Below are 26,403 nucleotides of genomic sequence, written 5' to 3'. Positions count from 1 at the left end.
GCGCGGCGGTCCGGGCTTTCGGTCATCCCGTCCGGCGCTCGGTGCCGGTCCGGGACAGCAGGCCGTCGACGATGGCGACGAGCCCCTGACGGTGGGTGTCCCGGGTGGTGATCTCGTCCCACCGGGCGGCCAGCGAGGCGAGCCGCGGGAACTCCTCCGGCGCCAGCGAGGCGAAGGCCTTGTCGCGGTGCGGCGGCCGCTCCAGACCCGCGTGGTGCCGCTCGCGGTTGACGCGGATGGTGAGTTCGCCGGCGGTGTAGTACCAGATGACCCGGTAGGCGTAGACGGCCTCCTCGGGGCTGAGCCCGCACTCGATCGCCGCGTCGATCATGTTCTCGACGATCCACAGGGCGGAGACGGCCATCAGGTCGTCGGAGGCGAGGACCTCCACGATCCACGGGCACTCGGCGAGGATGTCGTGCAGCACCTGGCTCGCCGAGATCAGCCGCTCCCGCGGGTCGGTGGGCAGTTCGGGCCGCTCGAAGCCCTGGGCGTGCCGCTCGAGCAGCAGGAGCAGCAGTTCGTCCTTGTCGCGCACGTGGTGGTACAGGGCCATCGCGGTGCTCGACAGCTCCTGCGCCAGCCGACGCATCGACAGGTGCTCGGGGCCTTCCTCGTCCAGGATGCGCTGGGCCGCCGTGAGGATGGCCTCCTGGGACAGCCGGGGAGGGCGGCCGATCCTGCCGGTGCTTCGGGTACGAGGCGTCATCCGTGTGTCTTCCTGTCGATCCGGTCGGGTGAGGTCGGTTCCCGCGCCCGGCGGACGGCCGAGCGCTGCGGGGTGCGGTGGTCCGCGTACGGTCGCCCTGCGCTCCCTGCCGCGCGGCGACGTCCTCACCCGGGACGTCGGGCGGCCACCGGCGTGGACGTCGTCCTGCCCGTCCCGCCGGTCGGGATCTCCGTCCTCCGCACGGTCGCCCGTGGGAGGTGCCGGACGATCCAGTCCGCGGTGCCCTCGGGCGGCAGCGTATCCGCCGCCACATGGACACCGGACGTCAACCGGCCCCCGGTGGCCTCGTGCGCGGTGGCCGCGGCGATGACCCCGGCGAGGCCGGACACGTCCGTGCAGTGCATCAGTGCGCTCCGCCGCACGGTGAGACCGTCGGGCGTGAGCCCGTCCAGCGTGCCATATGTCATCGCATACGAGGAGATCCTCTCCGCATCCAGGCGACTCGCCCTGGACAGCTCCCGGGCGACGCCCAGGAGAGTCCTGGCGTCGAGCGCCCCCTGCGGCCGTCCGGCGAGCCGGTCCAGGACGGCGGGTGTCGCGGGCCCCGGGAAGACCTCGCGCCACCGTGCCTCCTCCAGGCACAGCCGGTACATCTGGCGGCGCAGCTCCTCGGGCAGGATCCGGTGGACCGCGGCGGGGCGGGCCGGCAGGGGCCACGGAGGCTGCGACTCCCGGGCGGCCAGGGGCGTTTCACCGCCCGGCGGTGCGGGGAGCGAAGGGCCGGGGCGATCCCCGGGGGCCGCGGCGAGGGGTCCGCCGAAGGGCCCGTCGGGCGAGCCGTCACGGGTGGGGGCGCCGGTCCACGCGCCGGCCGGGACGTCGAGCGCGCGGCGCCTGGCCAGCAGCCCGGAGACCGCCGCGTGCGGGCTGACCGCGCCGAGTCCGCCGTACCAGCCGTCGAAGCACGTCGCCGAGGCGAGCCCGTCGGCCAGCAGGCGGGGGAGCCAGCCGGCCAGCGTGCCCGCCAGGCCGGTGAACAGGACGGCCGCGGCGGGGCCGTGGGGGGTGCGGGGCCCGCCGTCGTCCGTCATGCCGACGTAGTGCGCGCCCGCCGCCAGGACGGACCGGCGGACGGCGCCGCGCAGCACGAAGGCGGTGCCCGAGCAGTCGAGCACGGTGGCGCATCCCCGGGTGAAGTGCCGCAGGCTCTGGCTGTCGACGGCGTCCACCACCGCCGCCTCGGACCCGTCGCCGAGCCTGCGGGCCAGGGACCAGGCCGCGTCGGCGGAACGCCCGCCCACACGCAGGCGGTAGCCGCACTCGGCGGCCAGGACCCGGGCGGCGGCACCGCCGACGCGGCCGTAGCCGCCGATGATCCCGATCAGGGGTGTGCCGGCCGTGGTCATGCGAGGCCCCCCGGGCGCTCCGGCCGCGGTCCGAGCAGCCCCTCGACGATGTCCTCCAGGCCCTCGCGATGGGTGTCACGGGTCGTCAGCGGCCCCCACCGGTCGGCGAGCGAGGTGACCCGGGGGAACTCCTCGGCCGGCAGCGTGGCGAACACCTGCTCGCGCTGGGTGGGCCGGGTCAGCTCCGCGTGGTGCTGGATCCGGGTCGTCCGGATCAGCAGGACCCCCACCGTGTAGTGCCAGATGGCCTGATGCGCCTGGGCCGCCTGTTCGAGGGTGAGCCCGCATTCGACCGCCGCGTCGAGCAGCGCCTCCATGACCCACAGGGCCGAGACGGCGAGCAGGTCGGGCGAGGCGAGGATCTCGGTCAGGAAGGGGTACTGGGCGAGGACGTCGTGGAGCAGCTGGGCGGCGGCCACCAGCCGCTCGCGGGGGTCGTCCGGCAGGACGGGGCGGGGCCGGTCGCGGGACAGGGAGGCGAGGAGCAGGAGCAGCAACTCGTGCTTGTCCTGCACGTGGTGGTAGAGCGCCATCGGCGTGATGGAGAGCTCCTTCGCGAGCCGTCGCATCGACAGCTGCCGGGGGCCCTCCTGGTCGAGGATGCGCAGCGCAGCCGTGACGATCGACTCCTGCGACAGCGGCGCCGGTCGCCGCGCCGCGCCTCTGCGGCCGTTTCGGGGCTTCATCGTGCTTCTCCCGTCGGAGATCGTGGAACGGTCCGGTCCGTTGCTCTGTCCGTCGGCCGAAACACCCCGCTGGGCTGGGGACTTGAGGCCGGGGGTGACAACGACAGGTGCCCGGGGCTACAGTTATTGTACGCGTACGTCTTACGAGTATAAAAAACGTCGGGAGGATCCGTGCGAGAGGCAGCCCAGCGCCGCGGGCAGGCGCCCTTCGCCGCCCTGCCCGGCGTCGTCGGGCTGCTCCTCGGGGCGGTGGTCGCGGGCCTGTTCGTCCTCGGCGCGGCGCGCGCCTGGCGGCTGTCCGGGGTCTGGCCGGCCGTCCCCGCCGTGTGGCTGGCGGCGATGCTCCCCGTGGCGGTCGGGCGGTGCGGGTGGGCCCTCGCCGACCCGGGGGCGGGCCGGGTGCCTCCGTCCCCGCGCCGGCGCGACCGCGGATCCGGCGCGGGACCCCGGGCCGCCGCCGGCCGGGCCGCTCGGCGGACGGGCTGCGCGACGGTCGCGGCGACCCCTGGCCGGGTGGGCTCCCGGGCGCCGTGACGCGACGAGGACTGGTTCTCTCCCGCGCCGGTTCGCGGCGCGGGCAACGAGGGCCACGGCGGCTCGGTATCTCCCCCGTGCAAAAGCGCCGGGCCGCCTCCCGCGCGAACACCCCGAACGGGAAATCAATTTCCCGTTCGGGGTGCGTGGAGATCTATAACGCGACCTGACAAAAAGCAGTCAAGTAACGAGCGTGAAACGGATACTTGTTGATTCGGTCTGGTGCGGTTGGGTAGAGTCGACCTCGGTTACACCGCTTCGGGAAATAGCCTGGAGCGGCAAGGGGGGATTCGGCCCACCGGGGTAATGATGTCTTTTCAGTGCGAATGGCGAGCTGTGTCGACCGGAGCGGGACTCCGTACGTCCGTCGCCGTGCCGGAGCGTATCCGTGACGACGGCGTCGCCGGCTTCGGCACCGGGTGCGTCGGCGTGTCTCCGCCTGCGCCACCGGGTGCCGGCGGGCGGTTCGTCGTGTGACGGCAACGTCCGAGGTGAGGCTGCCGTTCCTCGGGTGACGGAGGAGTACGGGCCCGGCCCGGCGCGGCGTGCCCGTGGACGCGTCGCGCTGTCCGCACCCCGTCCGTCCGGCGGTGTGCCGTGCGCCTCTCCCGCCTCCCTGGACCGGTGCCGTTTCCTTCGCGCCTGTTCGTCGGGCGCAACGTTGTCATTCTTCTGATTCTCCGTCGAGAATTTTCGGTCGAGTGGTTTTCGGCGTTCCTTTCCTGTGGGCGGGGGACGCTGCGGATTCACTTCACGCATGGCCATTGTTTCCCCAGCCCGGGTTCTGTGGTGCTCACGTCCGCTCGCCGCGCGGACCGATGCCGCCCGGGTCGAGTCGCCTCGCGCATCGTGGTCAATGTCGGTCGTAATGCTGCAGGAGGAAGAGACATGGAGTTCTACCGGTCCACCGTGCTGAACACGGCGATCGAACCGCTCGCCGTCGCCTCGGGCCTGGCCGCCTCGGGCCTGTTCGACACCTACGTGGTCTACGAGAGCCCCGACGCCTGGTCGGTGGCCGGCGGGGTCGCCGCCGAAGTCGTACTGAAACCTCATTCGGTGCGATGTACGAAGCACGGAGTCACCACCGAACGGCCCTGGGAGGGAGACCCGTTGGCCCAGGTCCGGGCCTTCCTCGACGGTCTCGACCTGGCCGACTGGCGGGCGTACGGCTGGAGCGCCTTCGAGCTCGCCTACGCCGTCGCCGGCCGCCCCGTCGCCAACGACGTGCTGCTCCACCTCGTGGTCCCCCGGACCGAGGTGCGGCTCACCGGGAAGGCGGCGCACGTGCGCGGTCTGGACGCCGAGGAGATCGACGCCGTACGGAAGTTCGTGGTCGAACTGGAGTCTGAACCTGACATAGTCGTTCGGCCTGTTTCGGTCGACCTGGAGGTGGGCGCCGAGGACTACCGGGTGGCCGTCGGCGAGGTCGTGGACCGGATCCGCGCCGGGGAACTCCAGAAGGCCGTCGTCTCCCGCGCCGTACCCGCCCCCGCCGACGTCGACTTCCCCGCCAGCTACGTCGTCGGACGGCGCGCCAACACCCCCGCCCGCTCCTTCCTGTTGAACATGGGCGGCCTCCAGGCGCTCGGCTTCAGCCCGGAGACCGTGGTCGAGGTCGGCATCGACGGGCGGGTCTCCAGCCAGCCCCTGGCCGGCACCCGGGCGCTGACCGGCGACCCGGAGGAGGACCGGCGGCTGCGGGAACGACTCCTCGCCGACCCCAAGGAACTCCACGAGCACGCCATCTCCGTGAAGGTCGCCGTCGACGAACTCGCCGGACCGTGCAAGCCGGAGACGGTCGTCGTGGAGGAGTACATGGTCGTCAAGGAGCGGGGCTCGGTCCAGCACCTGGCGTCCCGGGTGGTCGGCCGGATGCCTGAGGGCGCCAGCCCCTGGGACGCGTTCGCCGCCGTCTTCCCGGCCGTCACCGCCTCCGGCGTGCCCAAGCACGCCGCGTACGAGAGCATCTGCGCCCACGAGCCGACGGAGCGCGGCCTCTACGCCGGAACCGTGATGACCGTGGCGCGCGACGGCTCCATGGACGCCGCCCTCGCCCTGCGCAGCGTGTTCCGCCGCGACGGGGCGACCTGGCTGAGGGCGGGCGCCGGCATCGTCGAGCACTCCGTGCCCGACCGCGAACTGGAGGAGACGCGGGAGAAGCTGCGGTGTGTCGCGGACCGCCTGGTGGCCCGCGCGACCGGCACAGGGGGCGACGACGCCACGCGCGACGCCTGAGACACGTCCGTGCGTTCCCACCACTGGCAGCAGAGCGGTCCCGTGACCGCGACAACGATCTCAGGAGGCGGCAAGGCCATGCCGACAACGGGGGAGCCCTTGTGTGTACAGCTGCTTGGCCCGGTGCGGGCCTGGCGGCACGGACGGGAAGTCGTCCTCGGACCACCCAAACAACGCGCGGTCTTCGCGCTGCTCGCCGGCCGGGCGAACGACGTCGTGAGCGTCGAGCAGATCATCGACGCCGTCTGGGGCGGCAACATCCCCCAGACCGCCGCCAACGGCGTCCACACCTACGTCGCCGGACTGCGCCGGGTGCTGGAGCCGGAGCGCAGCAGGAGGGAGAGCGGCGACCTGCTCGTCTCCACGGCCGGCGGGTACGCGCTGCAGACCGATCCGTCCACCGTCGACGCGACGCTCTTCGCCCTCCGGCACGCACAGGCCCGCCGCGCACGGGCCGAGGGGCGACTGCCCGAGGCCCTCGAACTGGCCGAGGCCGCGCTGTCGCTCTGGCACGGCGAGGCGCACTCCGGCGTCCCCGGGCCCTTCGCCGCCATGGAGCGCACCCGGCTCCAGGACATGCGGCTGACGGCGGTCGAGGAATGGGCCGCGGACATGCTGGACGCCGACCGGCCGGTCGAGGCGGTCACCGTGCTGCTCGGCGCCGTGGCCGAGGAGCCGCTGCGCGAGAAGCTGCGCTGGCTGCTGATGAACGCGCTCTACCGGTGCGGCCGCCAGGCACACGCCCTGGAGGTCTACGCCGAGACCCGGCGGCTGCTCCGCCACGAGCTCGGCATCGACCCGGGCGCCGAACTGCGCGTCCTGCACCAGCAGATCCTCGCCGGCCGGCCGGTCACCCCGGTGGCCACCGGATCCGGGGGCGCCACCCCCGCCTCCTGGCCCCCCGGCGGCGAGACACCGGCCGCCGGCATCGTCCTCCCCGAGACACCGCGGCCGGCCCAGCTGCCGCCCGTGGCGCGGGGATTCGTCGGACGGTCGCGGGAACTGGCCCACCTGGAGCGGCTGCTGACCGAGAACCACGGCCGGCGCGGCGCCTCGACCCCCGTCGCCGTCATCGACGGACCGGCCGGCGTCGGCAAGAGCGCCTTCGCCCTGGAGCTGGCGCACCGGCTCTCGGAGCACTTCCCGGACGGTCAGATCTACGTCGACCTGCACGGGACGAGCATGCAGGGACGCTCCCTGAGCGCCTCCGACGCCCTGCTGCAGGTGCTGCGCAGTCTCGGGGTGGAGGGCTCGCGCATCCCCGCCGACCTCGCGAGCCGCGCGACGCTCTACCGCAGCCTGCTGCACGGCAAGCGGATGCTCGTCATGCTCGACGACGTACTCAGCGCCGACCAGCTGCGTCCGCTCATCCCGCGCGGGTCCTCCTGCGTGCTCAGCACCAGCCGGCAGCGGCTCGGCGGACTCGCGGTCCGCGACGGCGCCCACCTCCTGCGGCTCGGTCCGCTCGGCACCCAGGACGCCCTGCGGCTGCTCGGATGCCTGAGCGGGGACCGGCTGCGCCACCACGAGTCGGTCGCCCGGCGGCTGGTGGGCCTGTCCGGCGGCCTCCCGCTGGCGCTGCGCATCATGGCCGAGACCCTGGCCGCCAACCGGGACGTGCCGCTCGCCTCGCTCGTCGAGCACTTCGCCGTGGAGCACGGCAGACTCGACCGGATGACGACACCGGGGGACAGTTCGACGAGCCTGCACGCGCTCTTCGAGACCTCCTACCAGGCGCTGTCCGCCGAGGCGGCCCGGATGTTCCGGCTCCTCGGTCTGTTCAGCGACGGCCTGATCACCGTGTCCACCGCCGCCGACCTGACCGGCATGTCGGAACCCGAGGCGGCCCGGACACTGCGGCTGCTGGCGGCCCGCCATCTGCTGGTGGAGGCGGACCGGGGCGAGTACCGCTTCCACGAGCTGATGCGGCTCTACGCCGCCGAGTGCGCCGAGCGCGAGCCGCTGACCCACCGCAGCGCCGCCGTCGCCCGGCTGCTCCAGGGAGCCGGAGCCGCCTCGGTCGCCTGAACCAGGGCCACCGTGCCCGCCCCGTACCCCGTGCCGCGGCGACGCGCACGGGGTACCCGCGCGTCCGCGACGGCCCGCCCGTGCCCGGGGGAGACGGGCAGAGACCCTTCAGACCATCTGTAGGCGCTCCCGGAAGACTGGTCGCGATCACTCCACCGGCCCGGTACGACGCCGGTTCCCCCCGTCCGAGACCAGGGAGCGAGCACAACAGGTATGAACAGCCATCAGGTGGCCCTCCTCCTCTTCGACCTCGCCCTGATCCTGGTGCTCGCCCAGGGGCTGGGGTACCTCGCGACCAGGATCGGACAGCCCCCCGTCGTGGGCGAGATCCTGGCCGGCGTCCTCCTCGGGCCGACCCTCCTCGACGGGGCCGTGTCCGACACCCTCTTCCCCACCGACGTCAGACCGCTGCTCAGCGCGATGGCCGACGTCGGCGTCACGCTCTTCATGTTCGGCGTGGGGCTCGAGATCGAACGCCAGGCCCTGCGCGGCCGGGGCAGGATGGCCGCGGCCGTCAGCGTCGGTTCGACCGCCGTGCCCTTCGTCCTGGGCACCGGGCTCGGGTTCTACCTGCTCCGCGACCACCCGACCGAGCAGAAGGCCGCGTTCATCGTCTTCATCGGTCTCGCCGTGTCCGTGACCGCCTTCCCCGTCCTGGCCCGGATCCTCTCCGACCGGGGACTGGCCAAGTCCACGCTCGGCGGCATAGCCCTGGCCACGGCGGCCCTGGTGGACATCGTGGCCTGGACCGCCCTCGCCGGCGTGCAGGCCGCCGTCGGCAGCGGGCACGGGGGGATGTGGCGCGTCGCCCTGATGATCCCGTTCGTGCTGCTGCTGGTCCTGCTCGTCCGCCCCTGGCTGCGCCGGCTGATGACGCGGGGCGACGGGCGCGGTCCGGCGACGCCGTGGCTGCTGGCACAGGTGCTCATCGGAGCTCTGCTCTGCGGCGCCGCCACCGAGTTCATGGGCATGCACTACATCTTCGGCGCCTTCCTCTTCGGCCTGATCGTGCCCGCGGAGTGCGGGGACCGGCTGCGCGGCGACCTGATGCAGCACACCCGGAACGTGACCTCGGTGCTGCTGCCGGTCTACTTCGTGGTCGCCGGACTCAAGGTCGACCTCCGCCAGTTCGGCTGGGCCGAGACCACCGAACTGGCCGCCGTCCTGCTCGTCGCCGTGGCGGGCAAGTTCGGCGGAACGTACCTCGCCGCCCGCACCGCCGGTCTGCCCGGCCGGCCGGCCACGGCCCTGGCCGCCCTGATGAACACCCGGGGACTGACCGAACTGGTCATCCTCGGCGTCGGGCTCCAGGCCGGGCTGCTCGACGGAGACCTGTACTCCCTGCTCGTCGTCATGGCCCTGGTGACCACCGCGATGACCGGCCCCCTGCTGACCCGGACGTACGCCAAGCCCGTGGTCGTGCCGGAGACGGAGGAGCGGCGCGAGACCAGGCGGTCCGTCACACCGTCCGCTTGAGGGCAGTCCCGTCCGAGCGGACAGGACCCCCGCAGGAGCAGAAGGAGCCGCAGCGATGCTCTCGGCCGAACTCCGCGACACCGCAAGACCCCGACCCGCGGCCCGCCGTGCGGCCCGTCCGCCCGAGTCGGCCCGGACGCTCGACGGCCTCTTCACCCGGGCGGCCCGGCGGCACCCGCGGGCCGTCGTGGTCCGGGAGGGCCCGCACCAGCTCTCGTACGGCAAGGCCGACGTCCTGTCCTCGCGGCTGGCCACCGCACTGCTGCGGACCGGGGTCCAGCTCGGCGACCCCGTCGTCGTGCAGTGCGCCGACCACCGGCAGGCGCTCGTGGCCCACCTGGCGGTGCTGAAGGCCGGCGGCGTGTGCGTGCCCGTGCCCCGGGACGTGCCGGCCGGCCAGACCGCCGCCGTCGCGGCGGTCAGCGGCGCCGGGGCGGTGCTGTGCAGCCTGACGACACACGACCGCTGGGGCCACGGCGGGCGGTTCCAGCGTCTCGCCCTGGACGACCCGGAGCTGTGGAAGCGGATCGGCGCCCGGCCGCTCGACCGCGCCCTGCCCCGCTCGGCGCCCACCGAACCCGCGTACCTGCTGACGGCCGGCGAGGGCGGGCTGTGGCGTTCGGGCCACCTCGTCGACCATCGCGCCTGGCACCTGGCGATGGCCGCCAGGTCGGCGAAGGCCGGGCCGGCCGGGCAGACCGTCACCGTCGCCGAACAGCCCACCGGGGCGGCCACCCTGTCCGCGATGTGGTGGGCCTTCGGCTCCGGCAGCACGCTCCACGCGCAGCCGGACGGCTTCGGCCCGGCCGCCCTCGGCGGGGTCGTGGCGGTCTGCGGGACGGGGGAGTACCCGGCGCTGCTCGACGCCCTGGCCGCCGCGCCGCCCTTCTCCCCGCCGCGGTCGGTGCTGCTCGTCGGCGCCCCCTGCCCGCCTGCGCTCGCCGCGCGGCACACCGAGGTCCTGCCGGACACCGCCCTGCGGGCGGAGTTCGCGCCGGGCGGCAGCGTGCTGCCCTGGGCCGTGGGGGTGTTCCCCGCGGGGCCGGACGCGAGCGGCGCCCCCGTCGTCGGTCCGGCCCCTGGCGTACGGCTCAGCGTGCGGGACGTCCTCGGGGACGCGCTGCGCGCCGGCGAGGTCGGCGAGGTCTGCGCGAGCGGGCGGACCCTGCCCTTCGACGTCATCGGCGAACGCGCCGCCGGCCGGCCGGGGGCGCCGCTCGGCTCCGGGTTCGGCGGCCGGTGGCTCCCGGACGGCGCGCTGGAGATCACCGGGGGGCCGGCCCCGGCCGTGCCCGCCCCGCCGTCGTACGCGAGGACGGGCCGGACGGCCTGAGGACGCCGCGTCACCGGGACACCCGGCCCTCCCACGCCCGCCCGCAGGGTGAAGGCCCCGCCCGACGCCGGGGCCTTCACCCCGCACGGGTCCCGCCGGTACCGGGCACCCTCTGGTTCACGGCACGTGGGCCGGGCCGGGGAGGTGTCCCGCCCCGGCCCGGCCCACGCGAGACCGCCGTCGCTCAGGACCGCCCGCCGACCGGGGCCCCGCTCCGCGCGGTGATCCACTGCCACTGGGTGTACGAGTCCCAGCTGTACTGCGCCCCGTGCCGGGCTCCGTTCCCCGAGGCGCCGAAGCCGCCGAACGGCACCACCGCCTGGTGGTTCACCGTCCCGTCGTTGACGTGGATCATCCCCGTCCGCAACCGGTCGGCCAGCCGCAGACCGCGTTCCACCGATCCCGTCCGCACCGCGGCCACCAGGCCGTACTCGGTGTCCCCGGCGACGGCGACCGCCTCGTCGTCGTCCGCGACCACCACCACGGGCGCCACCGGACCGAACACCTCCTCGGTGAACACCGGCATCGCGCGGGTGACTCCGGTGACCACGGTCGCCGGATAGAACGGGCCGTCCGGGACGCCGCCGCAGCGCAGGACGGCACCCGCCGCGACGCTGTCGGCCACCATCCGGTGGGTGCGGGCGAGCTGACCCGCGTCGATCATCGGGCCCAGGTCGACCGCATCGGTCCACGGGTCGCCCGCCGTCAGGCGTACGGCCCGCTCGGTGAGCAGCCGCACGTACGCGTCGGCGACCGACGCGTGGACGATGTGCCGGCCTGCGGCCATGCAGATCTGGCCCTGGTGGAAGAAGGACGAGAAGGCACCGGCCGCCGCCGCCGACTCCAGATCGGCGTCGTCGAGGACGATCAGCGCGTTGTTCCCGCCCAGTTCGAGCGAGACGCGCTTCAGCGTGCGCCCGGCGGCGGCCCCCACCTCCCGGCCGACGGCCGTCGAACCGGTGAAGGAGACCATGGCGACCGCCGGATGCCCGGTGAGCGCCCGGCCGGCGACCGCGTCGCCCGCCAGGACCTGGAGGACACCCGCGGGGAGCCCCGCCTCCTCGAACAGCCGGGCCACGACCAGGCCGCCCGAGACGGCCGTGCGGACGTCGGGCTTGAGGAGGACGGCGTTGCCCAGCGCCAGCGCGGGCGCCACCGAACGCAGCGCGAGGAGCAGCGGCACGTTCCACGGGCTGATCACCCCGACCACACCCAGCGGCACCCGGCGGGCCGTGCTCGACCGCCCGGGCTCGGACGGCAGCACCTGCCCGTGCGGCTGGGTGGGCAGGGCCGACGCCTGGAGCAGCTCTTCCACCGCGTCCGCGATCTCGAACTCGGCCTTCGCCCGCACCGCGCCGCCCTCCCGGACCAGCCAGCGGGCGACCTCGGCCCGGTGCTCCTCCAGGAGCGCCGCCGCGCGCCGCAGCACCGCGGCGCGGCCGGCGGCCGGCACCGCGCCCCAGTCCGGCTGCGCCCGGGCGGCCACCGACACGGCGCGTCCGACGTCCGCCGCGTCGGCGAGGCCGACGACGGCGAGCGTCTTGCCGGTGGCCGGTTCGACGACGTCGACCGTGCCGGCCGTGCCGGTGCCGCCGGCTCCGGCGCGCCGGCCGCCGCCCGACACGGCGCCGGTGAGCAGATCACCGTCGAGAAGGCTCGTCATGTGTTCCTCCTGTCGATCTCCCGTCCGCGGCGACGCGCGGATCAGGCACTGTCACGGTGACCCGTGATGGGGACGTCGATGAGGACGGGCTCCGTGCCGGCCGCCGCCCACGAGACCGCCTCGGTCAGGTGCGCGGCCGAGCCCGCCCGTACCGCGCTGATGCCGAAGAACCCGGCGAGGCGGGTGAAGTCGAGGTCGGGCGGAGCCAGGTCGAGCCCGTCGGGACGGCGGTCCGAGCCGACGGTGAGGCCCAGGAACTCCGCGGCCGGGGTGAGGTCGAGGCGCGGCGGCGTGAGCTCCAGGCCGCCCGAGCCGCGCCGCGCGCCGGCGTCGCGGTGCCGCTCGCGGCGGACGACCGTCTCCTTGAGCGTGCGGTACTCGCCGTTGTTCATCACCACGAAGGTGACCGGCACCCGGTAGTGCGCGGCGCTCCACAGCCCCTGGAGCCCGAACAGGGTGCAGCCGTCACCGAGGACGGCCACCACCGGGCGGCTCGGGTCGCCCATCCGGGAACCCACCGCCGCGCCGATGCCCGAGCCGAGCCCGCCGCCGACGGTGTGCACGTACGACCGGGGGAACTCCAGCGGCAGCACCTGGCGCAGCAGGACCCCGCTGGTGATCGCCTCCTCCACGACGACGGCGTCCTCCGGGAGGCCGGCGACGACGGCGTGCACCGCGGCGAGCGGGTCCAGCGGGGCCTCGCCGTAGGCGGCCAGGGCCAGTCGGCGCACCAGGGCGCGCCCCTTCTCGTGGACCCGCCCGGTCCGCTCCGTGCGCGAACGCGCCTCGGGGACCTTCCCGGCGAGCTGTCCGGCGAGCACCGCGAGGGTCTCCCGGATGCCGCCGACCAGACCGAGGGCCACCGGGAAGGTGCGTCCCGGCTCGCCCGGGTCGTCGTCGAGCTGGACGACCTCCGTGCCGGCCGGGATCGGCTGCCCCGGCTCGTAGTGGTGCGCCATGAACGCCCGGGTGCCGACGATGAGGACCACGTCGTGGCCTTCGAGCGCGGCGCGGATCGCCGAGTAGCGCGCGTCGAGCATGCCCGCGTAGAGCGGATGCACCGTGGGGAAGTCCACCCCGTCGTGCATCGGCTGGTGGTAGACGGTGGCGCCGAGCGCCTCCGCGACCGCCACCATCTCGGCCAGCGCGCCGTCCCGGCCCACCCCGTCGCCGGCGACGATCGCCGGCCGGCGGGCGGCGGCGAGCCGTTCGGCCGCCTCCGGCCAGCCCGCGGCCGGCCCGAGCCCGCGCAGCACGGACCGGGGCGCGGGCGGGTCGACCGGGGTCTCCTCCTCCAGCAGGTCCATCGGGATCGACAGGAAGACCGGACCCGCGGGCGGCTGCACGGCCAGCGCGAACGCGCGGCGCAGCATCCCCGGGAGGTCGTGGGCGTGCTGCACGTCGAAGGTGTGCTTCACCGCCGCCCGGGCGATCCCCACCAGGTCGCCGGAGAGCATCGGGTCCTGCGCCAGGTGACGGCGGTCCTGCTGCCCGGCGGTCACCACCAGCGGGGTCCGCGAGCGCTTGGCGTTGAGCAGGCCCACCATGCCGTTGGCCAGCCCCGCCGCCACGTGCAGGCTGACGAACGCGGGCCGGCCCGTGGCGCGCGCGTAGCCGTCGGCCATCGCGACCACGGACGCCTCCTGCACCCCGAGCACGTACGTCAGATCGGCGGCGGCGGCGACCGCCTCGACGAAGGGGAGTTCGGTGGTGCCCGGATTGCCGAAGACCCGGGTCACCCCCTCGTCGCGCAGGACCTCCAGCATCGCGTCGATCGGCCTCACGACCCGGTCCCCGTCCGCCGGTCCCCGGACGTCGCGGCGCTGAAGCGGTCCACCTTGTCGATGACGTCGTCGCTGTAGAGCCGGAGGGCCTGCTCGAAGGCGAACTCGGCGGCGTACGCGCGGAACCGGTCCTCCGGCTCCTCCGCCAGGTTGATCATGTGGCGGTTCGCCACCACCGCGGGCGTCGCCAGCCGCTCGGCCGCCGCCCGGACCGTGGCGTCCATCAGTTTCGGGTCCACCACCTCGTCGCAGACCAGCCGCGCCTCCGGCTCGTGCGCCCAGAGCTTGCGGCCGGACAGGATGACCTGACGGGACAGCCGGGCACCGGCCAGGCTCGTCAGCCGGAGGTTGGCCATGCCGGGCACGATGCCCTCCTGCGCCGCCGGCAGGCTCAGATACGAGTCGGCGGCGGCCACGACGTGGTCGGCCGCGAACAGCAGCTGCATGCCGCCGCCGATCGCGAAGGTGTCGACCGCGGCCACCCACGGCTTCTCCACCAGGGGCCGGGGCCAGCCGTCGTCGACCCGCACACCGCGGATCAGCTTGTGGATGTAGCCGAGTTCACGCCGGAGCAGGAAGTCGACGTACGAGATCCGGCCCTGGTGCAGGTCGACCAGGTTGATCCCGGCGCAGAACACCCGACGGCCCTGGTAGCGCGGGTGGGTCATCCGCCCGCCCCGCAGCACGCCCACCCGGACCCGCTCGTCGAGCAGGGCCAGGTCGACGGCCGTCTCCACGTCCTCGACGAGCTGGTTGTCCTCGGCGTTCAGGAACCGGCCGTTGCACAGCGTCAGATGGGCCGTTCCGTCGATCCGCTCCAGGTGCACCGTGCCCAGTTCGACCAGCCCGGTCCGTCCGAACTCGCCGAGCAGCGAACGGGCGCGCTGCGAGGGCCGCAGCATGGCCTGGAGCAGATGCGGCCCCGCCACCGGTGAACGGAGGATCTCCCGGAAGAAGATCCCCTGGTCGATCTCCCGTCCTTCCTTGTCGGCCTGGGCGCACTCGCGCTCGGCCGCCATCTGCGCCTCGGTGGGGGTCAGCCCCGGAAAGGCGTCGGCGGCGGCGAACACCAGCTCCGACAGGCTGCGTTGCTCCCGGAGCTCGCCGGTCAGCACCTCGTACACCCGCTCGGCGTGCAGCCGCAGGAACGCGCCGCGCACCCGGCGCTGGTCGCGGAACAACTCGGCGGCCAGCTGCTGCTCGTCGGGACTGCGGTCCGGCTTGGCCGGCAGCTCCGCGAGCAGCTTCTCCGCCGCTGCGGTGCAGGTCATCAGGGCGTTGGCGTCGCCCAGCAACGAGCCCCCGAAGACCGGGGCCGGGGTGCGCCACTGCTGCTCCGTGCTGCCCACGGCGCTGACTGTCACGATCGGTACTCCTTCGGCGTTCTGCGGACGGGACGGACGGAAGGGCGGGCGGAGACCTACCGCGGAGCCGGGGCGAGCTCGCCCCGGGAACGGCGCAGGGTCCGGTCGCACGCGGCGAGATGCTTGCCCAGCGCCTCCTCGAAGGCGGTGACGCCGGCGTCGAGGACCAGCTGCCGCCGGATGGCCAGCTCCGCGGGCACCAGCCGGCCGAAACGTTCCGCGAGCCGCGCCGCGACGGCCGCCGGATCCTTGGCCGTCTCGTCGATCAACCCGGTCTCCAGCGCCCGCTGCGCCGACACCTGGGCGCCGAACAGCACCAGCCGGCGCGCACGCGTGCCGCCGAGCTGGTTGGTGAGACGGTGCACGGACATCCCGGCCCACACGCTGCCGTCGTTGGCCGGCACGTCGATGCGCAGCCCCGGGGCGCCGATACGGAGGTCGGCGGTGAGCAGCACCTCGAACGCCGGGCCGCTGCACACCCCCTCGACGATCACGATCTTCGCCGACCGGGTCTGCTCCAGCCGCCGCAGGGCCTTCTCCCAGCGGCTCACCAGGTCGATGCCGACGGCGCCCGGCCACTGCGTCGCGGTGTCCGTGCCGTGCAGCCGGATCACGGCGGTCGTCCCGCCCTCGGAGTCCTCCAGCCGGTCGCAGAGCGCGTTGATCTCCGCGACCAGGGGCGCGGACAGCGGACGGGAGCTGTCGATGTCGAGCGTCGCGGCGGGGGAGGGGGCCTGTGCGGTTTCTGCGGAAGACATGTCTGGTCCTACTCGTCTGGTCGGGAAGGGGATCAGTAGCGGACGAGGGCGGTCTCGAGGGTCGAGCCCGGGCCCATCGTCATGAGGACGCCGTAGTCGCCCGGGCGCGTGACCCCCTCCCGCATCAACTGCTCGTACGAGAACAGGAAGGAGCCGCTGGAGAGGTTGCCGTAGTCGCGCAGCACGTTGGTCGTGTGGCGCACGTCGTGCCGGGTGAGGCCGAGGTTGACCGCGACCGAGTCGATGACCTTCTTGCCGCCCGAGTGGATCAGCCAGTGGGCGATCTGGCTGCGCCGCAGGCCGGTCCCGCTCAGCAGGTTCCCGACGACGGTCTCGGCGTGCGCGCCCACCACGTACGGCACGTCCCGGTCCAGGAAGAAGCTGAACTTGCCCTGGTCGTCGTCCCAGTCGTAGCGCATCGCGGCGACGGCGTCCGGGACGATGCAGCTGGCGTACTTCAGGACCTGCGGGCCGGTCCGCTCGGTCTCCGGCGTGCCGTGCGAGACGGCGATCGCGGCGGCACCGTCGCCGAAGAGGCTGTTGACGACCGAGGTGCGCATGGTGCCGTCGAAGACGTAGGCGGCCGAGCACACCTCGATGCACACCATCAGCGCGATCCTGCCGGGGTTGGCCGAGGCCCAACCGGTGGTCGCGTTCAACGCGTTGAGCCCGGCGTTGCAGCCCATGCCGACGACGTCGAGCCGGCTGCAGTCGGTCGGGATGCCCACCTCGCGGATGAGCAGAGCGCTGAAACCGGGCGTGAGCAGCCCGGTGGAGGACACACAGACCAGGTAGCCGATGTCGCTGACCGCGGCGCCGATCTGCTTGAGACAGGACTGGAGCGCCCGGGCGCCCATCTCGGTCCCGCGCGCCTTGTGCTTGGCCAGCAGCTCGCCCTGGGTCTCCATCCGGGGGCGGCCGTCGTCGCCGAAGGGCGGTACGTCGAGGAACCGTTTGTCGATCGCGCAGTTGAGGAAGACCGAACGGATGCGCCGGTCCTGGATGTCGTACAGATCGAGGAGGTCCTCCTGCGTGTAGGAGGAGTCCGGGTTCGAGGTGCCGACGCCCAGGATCGACGGGCCGCCGCGGGTCGCGGCCCAGGGGGCGTCGGAGAGTCGGATGTCGTCCTGCCGGACCGGGTTTTCGCTCAGGAGCATGCTGACCGCCCATTGCTGAGAGCCGGCGGATAATCACGCCGGTGCATCGGGAGTTCGGGAGAATCGGCTTTCGGATGCTTCGGGAAAGAGCCGTGTCCTCAGCCTAGTTCGGACGGGGGAGACGACGTCATCCCTGTTTCGTGTGAACGCCGTCACCGCCTTTACTAGGGGGACTAGGGGGGTGAATGCGGGAATCGCGGAAGACATCAGGGGTCAGGTTGCGGGGTGGGTGTCCTGAATTCAGGGGTGGCGGTTCTTCAGCGGCACAGCGACGGGTTCTCCCGGGCCAGTCCGGAATCCGGCCCCTCGTCGTCCTCCAGGAAAACCGGGAGATCGGTGCGGTTCTTGACCCGGAGTTTCCGGTAGACCTGCGTCAGATGCTGTTCGACGGTGCTGACGGTGATGCACAGCCGGTTCGCTATCTGCCGGTTGCTGTGGCCCTGTGCGGCGAGACTGCCCACGCGGTGCTCTGCCGCGCTGAGTTCGGCCGCCCGGTCGCCGAGCAGCGCGCCCGCGCCCTGCGCCGACGACGTCGCCGATAGCCCGGGCAGCAGGGACTTGCTCAGCCCCTCCGCCTGGCACTCCCGCGCGGTCCGCCAGGCCCGTCGCAGCGCCGGACGGGCACGACGCGCGTCGCCCGTCGCGTGGTACGCCCCGCCCAGATCGGCCAGCGTGTGGGCGAGTTCGACCCGGTCGCCGGCCGACTGGAGCGCCTCCACGGCGTCGGTGAGCAGGGCCGGACGTTCGTGCGGCTCCAGCGCCGCGGCCAGGTGCCGCAGGGCCCGGCCGAGCGTCCGCCCGTCGTCCCCGGGCACCCCGTCCAGTTGCTCCTCCAGCAGGGCGCGCGCCTCGGCCCGGCGTCGCAGACGCAGCAGGGCCTGCGCGGCGTCGATCCGCCACGGCAGGGCCCGCGGTCCGTCGTCGCCCCAGTCGCGCAGCAGCTGCCCGCAGGTCTGGAAGTCGCTGAGCGCCGCGTACGGCCGGTTGACCGCCAGCTGGTACTGCCCGCGGGCCTGGAGGTACCGCAGCCCGAACGGGGTCTCCAGCAGGGCAGGCGGCACCGGCATCGTCAGGTACGCCGCGGCGTCCTCGTACCGGCCCGTGCGGACGGCCGTCGTGAGCAGGCAGGCGAGCGGCGCGCCGACCAGGACGCCCCAGCTCGGCAGGGACGTCCCGTCCAGGGCCGCGGCGGCGAGTTCGGCGGCGGCCGGCAGGTCGCCGCGCAGCAGCGCCGCCTCGGCACGCGCCGCCCGCAACAGCCCCGGCCACTCCGGGCCGTCCTGTCCGGCCGCGTCGTCCAGCATCGGCAGGCACCAGGGCGCCACCGCGGCGAGCCGCTCCGGCCGGGCCAGCGTCAGCAGCCCCAGGGAGATCCGGGACAGCGGCTCCTCGGGGCGCAGGCCCGGCCAGAGGTCCTCCCCGGGCACGGCCTCGTCGCCGCCCATCGCGCGCAGCACGGTGCCGACGAGCGAGGGGGCGCCCTGCCCGGCGGACGGGCGGGCCGGTGACGCCGGGGCGGAGCCGTCGCGGGCGCGCTGCCCCGGGTAGCAGAGTTCGAGGACGGCCCGGACCTCGCGCAGCTCCGCGGCGTCCGGCCCCGCCGTCGTGGCCGCGAGCTGGTGCAGCGCGGACGCGGCCTCGTCGACGCGGCCGTGCCAGAGCAGGTACTCCAGCGTGGCGAGGCTGTCGCGGTGGGCCAGCAGCCGCCGGTCGACGGTCTCGGTGAGCTGCCCGAGGTGCCGGACCACGCGGGCGGGTTCGATCCGCCACTCGGCGTCGGCGAGCACCGCCCGGCTGACGGCCCGCTGGTGCTCGTCGTCGGCGATCGTGTGGGCCAGCTTGAGGCAGTCGAGGGCGAAGTCGACCCGGCCGTCGGCGGTGGCGCCGGCGGCGGACTCGTGGAGCACGGCCGCCGCCCAGGGCTCGGTGGGCTCACCGGCGGCGACGAGGTGGTGCGCGATCGCGGTCGGCCGGCCGCCCTCTGCGTGCAGCATGCGGGCGGCGCGCCGGTGCCGGGCGACCCGCTCCCGGGCGCCGAGGTCCCGGAGCACCGCGGCCTGCGCCGCCTGGTGCCGGAAGCGCCCCTGCCGCAGGACACCGGAGTCCTCCAGCAGTTCGACGAGCGCGCGGGTCTCGATGCCGCCGAGTCCGGACAACCCGGCGACCAGCCCGGCCGCGGGCGTCCCGCCGAGCACGGCGACCGCCCGGGCGACCGCCAGGGCGTCGGGTTCGACGCGGTGCAGGCAGCTCACGACGCGTTCGGCGAAGCGGTCCCCGACGACGAGGCCCGCGGGTCCGTCGCCGCCCGCCGTCCGGGCCGCCGCCTGCCAGTCCTCGGCCAGCGCCCGGACCAGCAGCGGATTCCCCCCGGTGACGGCGAACGCGCCGGCGGCCAGACTGTGGGCGACGTGGGCGTCCAGTTCGTGGGCGAGCAGCGCGGCGACGCCGTCGCAGCCGAGCGGGTCGAGCCGGAGCTGCCGGCAGTACGGATGGCGCGACAGCTCGGTCCGCAGGTCGGCGGAGCCGGAACCGGCGCGGTCCTGGTCGCCGAGCACCAGCATGACGCGGGAACGGCGCAGCCGGCGGGCGAGGAAGAGCAGGCACTGGAGGGAGCCGGTGTCCGCGTGGTGGACGTCGTCGACGCAGATGAGCAGCGGCTCGACGTCGCTCATGTCGAGGAAGACGCGCGAGACGCCCTCCAGGACCCGCGGTTCGATCGTGCCGTCCGTCCCGCCCGCCTCGGCGAGCACGGCGTCGGCCCGCCGCGCGTACGCGGCGTCGGCGCCGTGCAGCAGCTGGCTGAGCAGCCCGAACGGCAGGTGGCGCTCGGCCGGGGAGGCCGCGGCCCCGAGCCGGCGCACCCGGTCCCCGGCCACCTGCTCGGAGAAGGTGTGCAGGAGTTCCGTCTTGCCGACGGCCACGGGCCCCCGGACGACCACCACGCTGCCGGATCCGTCCAGGCAGTCGGCCAGCAGGTCGGACAGCAGGGTGAGTTCGGGGTCGCGTTCGACCAGCACCATCCGTGTGCACCTCCTCCAGGCGTCCGTTCGCCCCTCAGCGACGGGCTGCGGCGTCGGCGGGCCGGGCGCCGTGACCGGTCCAGTCTGCGGGAGATCGTCTGAACGACTGCTGGACGTTCTCTCCCCGTCGCCGGACGGAGGGCGCGGCGGGCCGGGCGGCCGCGGTGGCCGGAGCGGCACGGACGCCGAGGGGGCCGCGGGGGCCGCGCACGCGAACGACCGGCCGCGCCGGGGATCCGGTGCGGCCGGCCGTGTCGGACCGGGTCGTACGGGCGACGGCCGGGCGGTCCTCAGGAACGCGGGCCCTCACCGCCGACCGTCTCGGGCCGGCGGCCGGGCGCGCCGTTCTGCCGGGCCGCCGGGCTCGGGCCGAGGTTCGGTCCGCGGCGCGGCAGGACGAACAGCGCGACCAGGACCGCGACCAGCAGCAGACCGCTGTTGACCGTGAACACCATGCTGTAGCCGTGGGTGAGCCGGGCGCCGGGCGAGTCCGTGACCGGCGCGCCGTCGGTGCTCGCCAGGGCGATCGTGCTCATCGCGGCCAGACCGATGCTTCCGCCGATCTGCCGCGCGCTGTTGAGCAGGCCGGAGGCCATGCCGGCCTCGTTCGGGGCGACGCCCGCGGTGGCGGCGTTGGCGATCGGGACGAGGAGCGGCCCGATGCCGAAGCTGGTCACCAGGGACGGGCCCAGGACGTCGACGAGGAAGTTGCCCGTGGGGCGGATCTGGCTGAACCAGAACATGCCGACGGCGCCGATGATCCCGCCCACGATCAGCAGCTGACGCGCCTCGAAGCGGGCGAGCAGCCGGACCGCGTAGAGCGAGCCCACGACCAGGCCCAGGCAGAACGGCAGGAAGGCGAGACCGGCGGTCAGCGCTCCCATCCCGAGGACTTCCTGGAGGTAGAGGGAGACGAAGTAGAACGAGGTGAAGATGTTGATCGAGACCATCATCATGTAGATGTTCGCCCCGGACACGGACCGGTTGGTCAGCACCCCGAGCCGGAGCAGCGGTTCCTTGGCCCGCGTGCCCTCGTAGACGAAGAAGCCGGCGAGCAGCACCGCGGCGACCGCCAGCGAACCGATGGTCGCCGCCGAGCCCCACGGCTCCACGTCGGTCCTCACCAGGGCGAAGACCAGCAGCGAGGTGCCGAGGGTGGCCAGGATCGCGCCCACGACGTCGAGCCGGCGCGCGGTGTCGCCCGCCTGGGCCGCCGGGACGTGACGGCCCGCCAGCACCAGGCCGACGATGGCCAGGGGGACGTTCACCAGCATGACCCAGCGCCAGTTGATGTACTCCGTGAGCAGGCCGCCCACCACCACGCCGACGGCCGCGCCGCCCGCGGTGACGGCGCTGTAGACACCGAGCGCCTTCCCGCGCTGGGGGCCGGCCGGGAAGGTCGTGGTGAGCACGGCGAGCGCGGCCGGGGCGATCAGCGCCGCGCCGACGCCCTGGGCGGCGCGCGCGGCGATCAGCTGGCCCGGGCCCTGCGCGAGACCGCCGAGCAGCGAGGTCACGCCGAAGAGGGCGAGACCGACGAACAGCAGCGGCCGACGGCCGAACCGGTCGGCCGCCCGGCCGCCCAGGAGCAGTAAGCCGCCGAAGGTCAGCGTGTACGCGTTGACCACCCAGGAGAGCCCCGACTCGTCGAAGCCGAGCGCCGTCCGCATCGACGGCAGGGCGACGTTCACCACCGAGACGTCCAGCGAGACCATCAGTTGGGCGATCGCGACCGTCCACAGCACCCCGCCGGGGCTGACGGAACGTTCCTCTCGTGCAGTATTTTTGTACATGTATAAATAGTAGCCACGCAGGGTGCCCCTGTCGAGCGGGATCGGGGCCGGCGGTGGGTCAGACGGCGGCGGAGCGGGCCTCCGCCGACAGGGCGCCCGCGAGTTCCGCGGTGGGCCGCACGACCGCGCAGCAGCTCGCCGCCCACTCCAGTGCCGCCCGGTGCCGGTGCGCGTCGAAGTCGGCGACCGCGTCGGAGGCGAGGAAGACCTCCATGTTGCGGTCGAAGGCGTCCAGGGCCGTCGTGACGCAGCCCAGGTGCGCGTACACCCCGCAGACGACGAGCTGGTCGCGCCCCGCCGCGCGCAGCTCCCGGTCCAGACCGGACCCCGAGAAGGCGCTGTACCGCCAGGCGGGCAGGACGACCCCCGCCGCGTCCGGGGCGACCTCGCCGACGATCGCCGCGTCCTCCAGGACGTCGTCGAGGCCCTTGCCCCAGAAGTCCGTGAGCAGCCCGCGCTCCCCGGGGGCCTGGGTGCCGGGCTGCACGGTGTGGATGACCGGCATCCGCAGCCGGCGGGCGAGGGCGACGAGGGCGGCGGCGTTCGCCAGCAGGCCGGTGAGGGGCGCTTCGCCCGGGGTGTAGGGACGCAGGAAGTAGCCCTGCATGTTCAGCAGGAGCAGCGCGGCCCTTCCGGGGTCGGGGATCCAGTCGACCCGGTTGACGACGGGCCGTTCCGGCCCGGGCATCGGGTACGGGGCGATCGCGGAGACGTCCATGGCCCTCCTCACCCTCCGGCGCGGGCCGCCGTGGCGGTCACGAGATGAAGTCGTAGGAGAGGAAGCCGTTCTCCGCGTCCTCCGCCCAGGACCCGTACCGCCGCATGCCGTACAGCAGCGGCAGGGGGGAGCGCAGCGAGGTCACCACGGTGACGCGCGCCATCACGATCGTGTGGTCGCCGACGGCCTGGTCCTCGGTGACCACGCAGTCGGCGATGGTGTGCGCGGCCTCGACCAGGTGCGGACCGCCGTCCGGCGCGGCCGCCCAGGGGATCCGCTCGAAGCGGTCCGCCGCCCCCGAGCCGAACAGCTCGGCGGTGGAACGGGCGTGCTGGTGCAGCAGGTTGACCGACAGCCTCCCGCTGCCGAGCACCGCGCCCAGGGTGGGGCTGTCGCGGCGCAGGCAGACCAGGAGGGTCGGCGGGTCGAGGGCGACGCTGCACAGCGACGTGCACGTCATCCCCCAGGGGACACCGTCCGGGGCGGTGGCCGTCACGACCGAGACACCCGTGGGGAATCCGGCCATCAGACGGCGCAGATCGGCTTCGTACCGCTGGTGCGACATGGGTCCTCACTTGTGTCGGTCACGAGTGGCCCGCTCGGCCACCGGTGACGCGTACGTGCGGGGCGGGTGCGGACGGCCCCGTGGCCGGAGTACGGGTCCACGGGGCCGGCCGGGTGGTCATGGCCCCGGCGCCGGGGCCGGGCGCGGTCGTCCGCGGCCCGGGCGCCGGGAGGCCGGGCTCAGTAGTCCGAGGCCCCCGTGCCGCTCTCGGCCTCCTTGGCGAGCGCCATGCCCCGGCTGGCGTTGAGCATGCGCCGCCCGATCTCCGGCGGTGCCTGGGTGCGCGACCACTCCTCGGCCGCGTCCATGCGCTCCCGCGTCATGTTGAAGCAGCGGTTCTCCGGCAGGCCGAACTTGTCCGCGTGCGCGATGAAGTCGACCTCCTTGCGGATGTACTCGTGGATGCGCTCGGCCGCGACCTCCGGCGCGAGGGTGCCCGCCTCGACCGACTCGCACAGTTCCCGGGTCAGCGTCCCCAGGCGGACGAACGTCTCGCTGATGGGGAGCGGGGAGCCCGGGTTGCCGGAGCGCTCGGCCTCCAGGAAGACGTCGGGGTCGCCGCTCTCGCTGTACCGGTAGTAGGCGTCCTCGACCATCATGTTGCCGCTCATCGTGCCGAGCATCCACGTCCGGTTGACCGCGTTCCACAGGTCGTAGTGGCCGAAGCCGACGAACGAGCTGTAGACGAGGTCGTCGTGGAAGTCGAACAGCCCCTGCTGGAGGTCCTCCACGTGGGCGAAGCGCTCCCGGGACCAGTCGCCGTCGCGGGAGGCGGCGATCAGCCGCCAGCCGAGCGCGTTGACCAGCTCCAGCGTGTTGGCCAGACCGCGCGAGTACAGCGCGTCGATGAACCCGGCGGCGTGCGAGGTCAGGCAGAAGCGGTCGCCCACGACCTGCCCGGCCGAGTACTGGAGCCGGCCGGTGGACACCCACGGACGGACCGCCTTGGCGCCCTCGAACTGCCAGGCGATCTCCGGGAACCGCTCGAGGAAGTCCGCGAACTCCTCCTCCGGGGGCATCGAGCCCTTCGGGTACTTCCGCGGGTCCAGGGTCAGCCCGACGCTGCACAGCGGATTGCGCGCCTCGGCGTGGTTGTCGAACGGGATCACCCAGAGCCAGCCGCCGTCGAAGACGTGGTGCAGCGTGCCGTGGTGCCACGGGCTCGGCTGGTCGTGCGGCTGGGCGGTGGGCGAGTCGTCGAACGGCCTCACCCCGATCATGTGGGTGAACAGGCAGCGCGAGTGGGTCCGGGCCCGCGTCGGCGTCTCCCGGAGGTCGAACTTCTCCGCCAGCGGCGAGCGGAAGCCGCTGCCGTCGACCACGTAGGAGGCCCGGAACTCCTCGCCGTGCTCGGAGCGCAGCACCGCGCCCTCGTCCGGATCGATGTCGATCTCGGTGATCCGGGTCCCGACCCGCGCGTCGGCCCCGTAGGTGATCGCGACGTGGAACAGGTGCGCGTCCACGTCCTGCCGGAACAGGTGCGTCTCGGTGCGCAGTTCGAGCGGGACGACCAGCTGGTTGATCTCCCGCGGGTTCTGCGGCTGCCCCTCACGGTGGTAGACGAAGCCGAAGTTCTGCTTCTGGCCGCAGTTGGGGGAGATCTCCTCGATGGTCCCCTTGTAGTTCGACAGCGCCTTCAGCTCCGGCACGTCGTAGCGCTTGGCGATGAGCCGCGCCATGCCCGAGGTGTACGGGATGGTCGACTCGCCCACCGCGAAACGCGGATGGGTCCCCGCGTCGACGATGAGGGTCCTGACCCCGTTGCGGGCCAGCACCGCGCCCAGCATTCCTCCGGCCATGCCGCTGCCGAGGATCACCACGTCGTATCGTTCTGCCGCCGCGGAGGCGGAGTTCTTGCCTGGCACCAGATTGTCCTTTCCTGGACGGTCGACCGGGACGGCTCAGCCCTTGGCGGCGGGGGAGAGGGGCTCCTGCGGGACGAGGTCGTCGACGGTGATGTTCAGCGCGAGGTGCTTGCCGCGCAGGCCGCCGAGCAGCGTGACGAAGTCGGTCGCCGGGGTGTTCTTCTCCTCCGGGTCGATGATCGACTGGGCCAGCTTGTGGTAGTCCTCCTTCTTCAGCGTCCGGTCGTAGAAGCGCTCCACGAAGGAGCGGACCTCGTTGAAGAAGCTCAGGTAGGCGGTGGCGTAGCGCTTGAGCGCCACCTCCTCGATCTCCGGGTACTGCAGGATCTTGTCGATGACCCGGGACAGGATGCTGCCCGCGGTCGTCGCCAGCGCGACACCGGTCGAGATCAGCGGGTCGACGAACGCGGCCGCGTCGCCGACGGCGGCCCAGCCCTTCCCGTAGACGGTCTGGTTCGTGTACGACCAGTCCCGCGCGCTGCGGAAGCCGGCCGACTGGCGGGCGTCCCGCAGCATGTGCTTGAGCTTGGTGGTCTTCTCGACCTCGTCGTGGAAGAGCTGCTCCAGGTTCTGGTCGCTCTCGCCGGCGACCGAGCTCGGCGTCACGAAACCGACGCTGACCGTGCCCTTGTCGAGCGGGATCCCCCAGAACCAGCCGTTCTCGATGCCCTCGATGAGGATGTTGGTGTACTGGTCGCCGGGCAGCCGCTCGCAGTTGTCGAAGTACGTCCACACGGCGACGTTGCGCAGCTTGTCGTGCCAGTTGATCTCCGAGTACTTACGGGTGAGGACCCGCGCCTGGCCCGAGGCGTCCACCACCATCGAGGCGCTGACCTCGTAGGTCTCCTTGCTGCCCCGCACGGTGAAGCGGACGCCGGTGACGCGCCCCTCCTCGTCCTCGACCGGCTCCTTCACGGTGGCGTCCTCGACGACGAACGCCCCCAGCTCGCGCGCCCGGTCCAGGATCAGCGCGTCCAGGTCGGCCCGCCGGGTGTGGTAGGCGAAGGGGTAGTCCCCGCCGTCGACGAAGGAGAAGTCCCAGGCCGCCTGCTCGCTGCCCCACACGAACGTTCCGCCGTACTTGCGCTCGAATCCGCGCTGCTCCATCCGCTCGGTCAGCCCCATTTCCTCCATGGGGGCCATCACGACCGGAATCAGGGATTCTCCGACGTGGTATCGCGGAAAGCGCTCACGGTCGAAAATGAGGACCTTGTGTCCGCGCTTGGCCAGAAGTCCCGCGGTGGTGGCACCGGCCGGCCCGCCACCGATGACGATGACATCGAATTCAGTGGGTATGCCGGTGAGAGTGGACGGCATGTGCGACCTTCCCGATCTGAAACGTGCCACG

General features: G+C 73.5%; 19 protein-coding genes. 5 read left to right on the top strand and 14 right to left on the bottom strand.

Annotated features, from left to right (window positions below):
* Window positions 1–22: 22 nt before the first annotated feature.
* The 3 genes from ACE1OA_RS06880 to ACE1OA_RS06870 all read right to left on the bottom strand — a co-directional run bounded on the left by ACE1OA_RS06880 (window position 23) and on the right by ACE1OA_RS06870 (window position 2,762).
* The gene (locus ACE1OA_RS06880; RefSeq protein WP_356608659.1) at window positions 23–709 is read right to left on the bottom strand and encodes a TetR/AcrR family transcriptional regulator; all 687 of its coding nucleotides are present in this window, start codon (window positions 707–709) and stop codon (window positions 23–25) included.
* A 125-nt stretch (window positions 710–834) separates the two neighbouring features.
* Window positions 835–2,076, bottom strand: a complete 1,242-nt coding sequence (locus ACE1OA_RS06875; protein ID WP_356608657.1) for a saccharopine dehydrogenase NADP-binding domain-containing protein — start codon at window positions 2,074–2,076, stop codon at window positions 835–837.
* Entirely contained in the window at window positions 2,073–2,762 is a 690-nt protein-coding gene (locus tag ACE1OA_RS06870) for a TetR/AcrR family transcriptional regulator (protein WP_432752477.1), read from the bottom strand. The genes ACE1OA_RS06875 and ACE1OA_RS06870 overlap by 4 nt, the downstream gene beginning before the upstream one ends.
* A gap of 171 nt (window positions 2,763–2,933) precedes the next feature.
* On the opposite strand from ACE1OA_RS06870, the gene ACE1OA_RS06865 reads away from it, so the two are divergent.
* From ACE1OA_RS06865 to ACE1OA_RS06845, 5 genes are all read left to right on the top strand, one after another.
* Entirely contained in the window at window positions 2,934–3,296 is a 363-nt protein-coding gene (locus ACE1OA_RS06865; protein WP_432752476.1) for a hypothetical protein, read from the top strand.
* Between the two features lie 888 nt (window positions 3,297–4,184).
* A complete protein-coding gene (locus tag ACE1OA_RS06860) occupies window positions 4,185–5,531 on the top strand; it encodes a salicylate synthase (protein ID WP_356608651.1) in 1,347 nt (448 codons plus the stop codon).
* Window positions 5,532–5,630: 99 nt separating this feature from the next.
* The gene (locus ACE1OA_RS06855; RefSeq protein WP_386546299.1) at window positions 5,631–7,559 is read left to right on the top strand and encodes an AfsR/SARP family transcriptional regulator; all 1,929 of its coding nucleotides are present in this window, start codon (window positions 5,631–5,633) and stop codon (window positions 7,557–7,559) included.
* Window positions 7,560–7,772: 213 nt separating this feature from the next.
* Window positions 7,773–9,035: a cation:proton antiporter gene (locus tag ACE1OA_RS06850; RefSeq protein WP_356608647.1), complete on the top strand. Its 1,263-nt coding sequence runs from the start codon at window positions 7,773–7,775 to the stop codon at window positions 9,033–9,035.
* Between the two features lie 55 nt (window positions 9,036–9,090).
* A complete protein-coding gene (locus tag ACE1OA_RS06845) occupies window positions 9,091–10,368 on the top strand; it encodes an AMP-binding protein (protein WP_384870551.1) in 1,278 nt (425 codons plus the stop codon).
* Window positions 10,369–10,552: 184 nt separating this feature from the next.
* Here ACE1OA_RS06845 and ACE1OA_RS06840 read toward each other — a convergent pair whose 3' ends face one another.
* The 11 genes from ACE1OA_RS06840 to ACE1OA_RS06790 form a co-directional block, all read right to left on the bottom strand.
* Window positions 10,553–12,031, bottom strand: a complete 1,479-nt coding sequence (locus ACE1OA_RS06840) for an aldehyde dehydrogenase family protein (protein ID WP_384872009.1) — start codon at window positions 12,029–12,031, stop codon at window positions 10,553–10,555.
* A 41-nt stretch (window positions 12,032–12,072) separates the two neighbouring features.
* Window positions 12,073–13,815: a thiamine pyrophosphate-binding protein gene (locus ACE1OA_RS06835; RefSeq protein WP_432752475.1), complete on the bottom strand. Its 1,743-nt coding sequence runs from the start codon at window positions 13,813–13,815 to the stop codon at window positions 12,073–12,075.
* A complete protein-coding gene (gene dpgC, locus ACE1OA_RS06830) occupies window positions 13,812–15,182 on the bottom strand; it encodes a (3,5-dihydroxyphenyl)acetyl-CoA 1,2-dioxygenase DpgC (RefSeq protein WP_384872144.1) in 1,371 nt (456 codons plus the stop codon). The genes ACE1OA_RS06835 and dpgC overlap by 4 nt, the downstream gene beginning before the upstream one ends.
* A gap of 53 nt (window positions 15,183–15,235) precedes the next feature.
* The gene (dpgB, locus tag ACE1OA_RS06825; protein ID WP_356608637.1) at window positions 15,236–15,937 is read right to left on the bottom strand and encodes an enoyl-CoA-hydratase DpgB; all 702 of its coding nucleotides are present in this window, start codon (window positions 15,935–15,937) and stop codon (window positions 15,236–15,238) included.
* A gap of 32 nt (window positions 15,938–15,969) precedes the next feature.
* Window positions 15,970–17,094 carry a 3,5-dihydroxyphenylacetyl-CoA synthase DpgA gene (gene dpgA, locus ACE1OA_RS06820; RefSeq protein ID WP_356608635.1) on the bottom strand — a complete coding sequence of 375 codons (1,125 nt, stop codon included), beginning with the start codon at window positions 17,092–17,094 and terminating at the stop codon, window positions 15,970–15,972.
* Between the two features lie 257 nt (window positions 17,095–17,351).
* Window positions 17,352–20,114, bottom strand: coding sequence for a helix-turn-helix transcriptional regulator (locus tag ACE1OA_RS06815; RefSeq protein ID WP_384872016.1), 2,763 nt, complete (start codon window positions 20,112–20,114; stop codon window positions 17,352–17,354).
* A 290-nt stretch (window positions 20,115–20,404) separates the two neighbouring features.
* Entirely contained in the window at window positions 20,405–21,907 is a 1,503-nt protein-coding gene (locus ACE1OA_RS06810; protein WP_356608631.1) for an MFS transporter, read from the bottom strand.
* Window positions 21,908–21,965: 58 nt separating this feature from the next.
* On the bottom strand, window positions 21,966–22,625 hold the full coding sequence (locus ACE1OA_RS06805) for an isochorismatase family protein (RefSeq protein WP_384872022.1): 660 nt from the start codon (window positions 22,623–22,625) through the stop codon (window positions 21,966–21,968).
* 37 nt (window positions 22,626–22,662) lie between these two features.
* A complete protein-coding gene (locus ACE1OA_RS06800; protein WP_147980319.1) occupies window positions 22,663–23,190 on the bottom strand; it encodes a flavin reductase family protein in 528 nt (175 codons plus the stop codon).
* Between the two features lie 179 nt (window positions 23,191–23,369).
* Complete coding sequence (locus ACE1OA_RS06795) at window positions 23,370–25,055, bottom strand: NAD(P)/FAD-dependent oxidoreductase (protein WP_384872028.1); 1,686 nt, start codon at window positions 25,053–25,055, stop codon at window positions 23,370–23,372.
* A gap of 36 nt (window positions 25,056–25,091) precedes the next feature.
* Complete coding sequence (locus ACE1OA_RS06790) at window positions 25,092–26,372, bottom strand: NAD(P)/FAD-dependent oxidoreductase (protein WP_356608625.1); 1,281 nt, start codon at window positions 26,370–26,372, stop codon at window positions 25,092–25,094.
* Window positions 26,373–26,403: the final 31 nt, after the last annotated feature.

This window comes from Streptomyces sp. JL2001 (genome assembly GCF_050917515.1).
Lineage (GTDB): Bacteria > Actinomycetota > Actinomycetes > Streptomycetales > Streptomycetaceae > Streptomyces.
The sequence above is the reverse complement of the archived record's forward strand: the minus strand, read 5'-3'. Positions and strand labels throughout refer to the sequence as shown.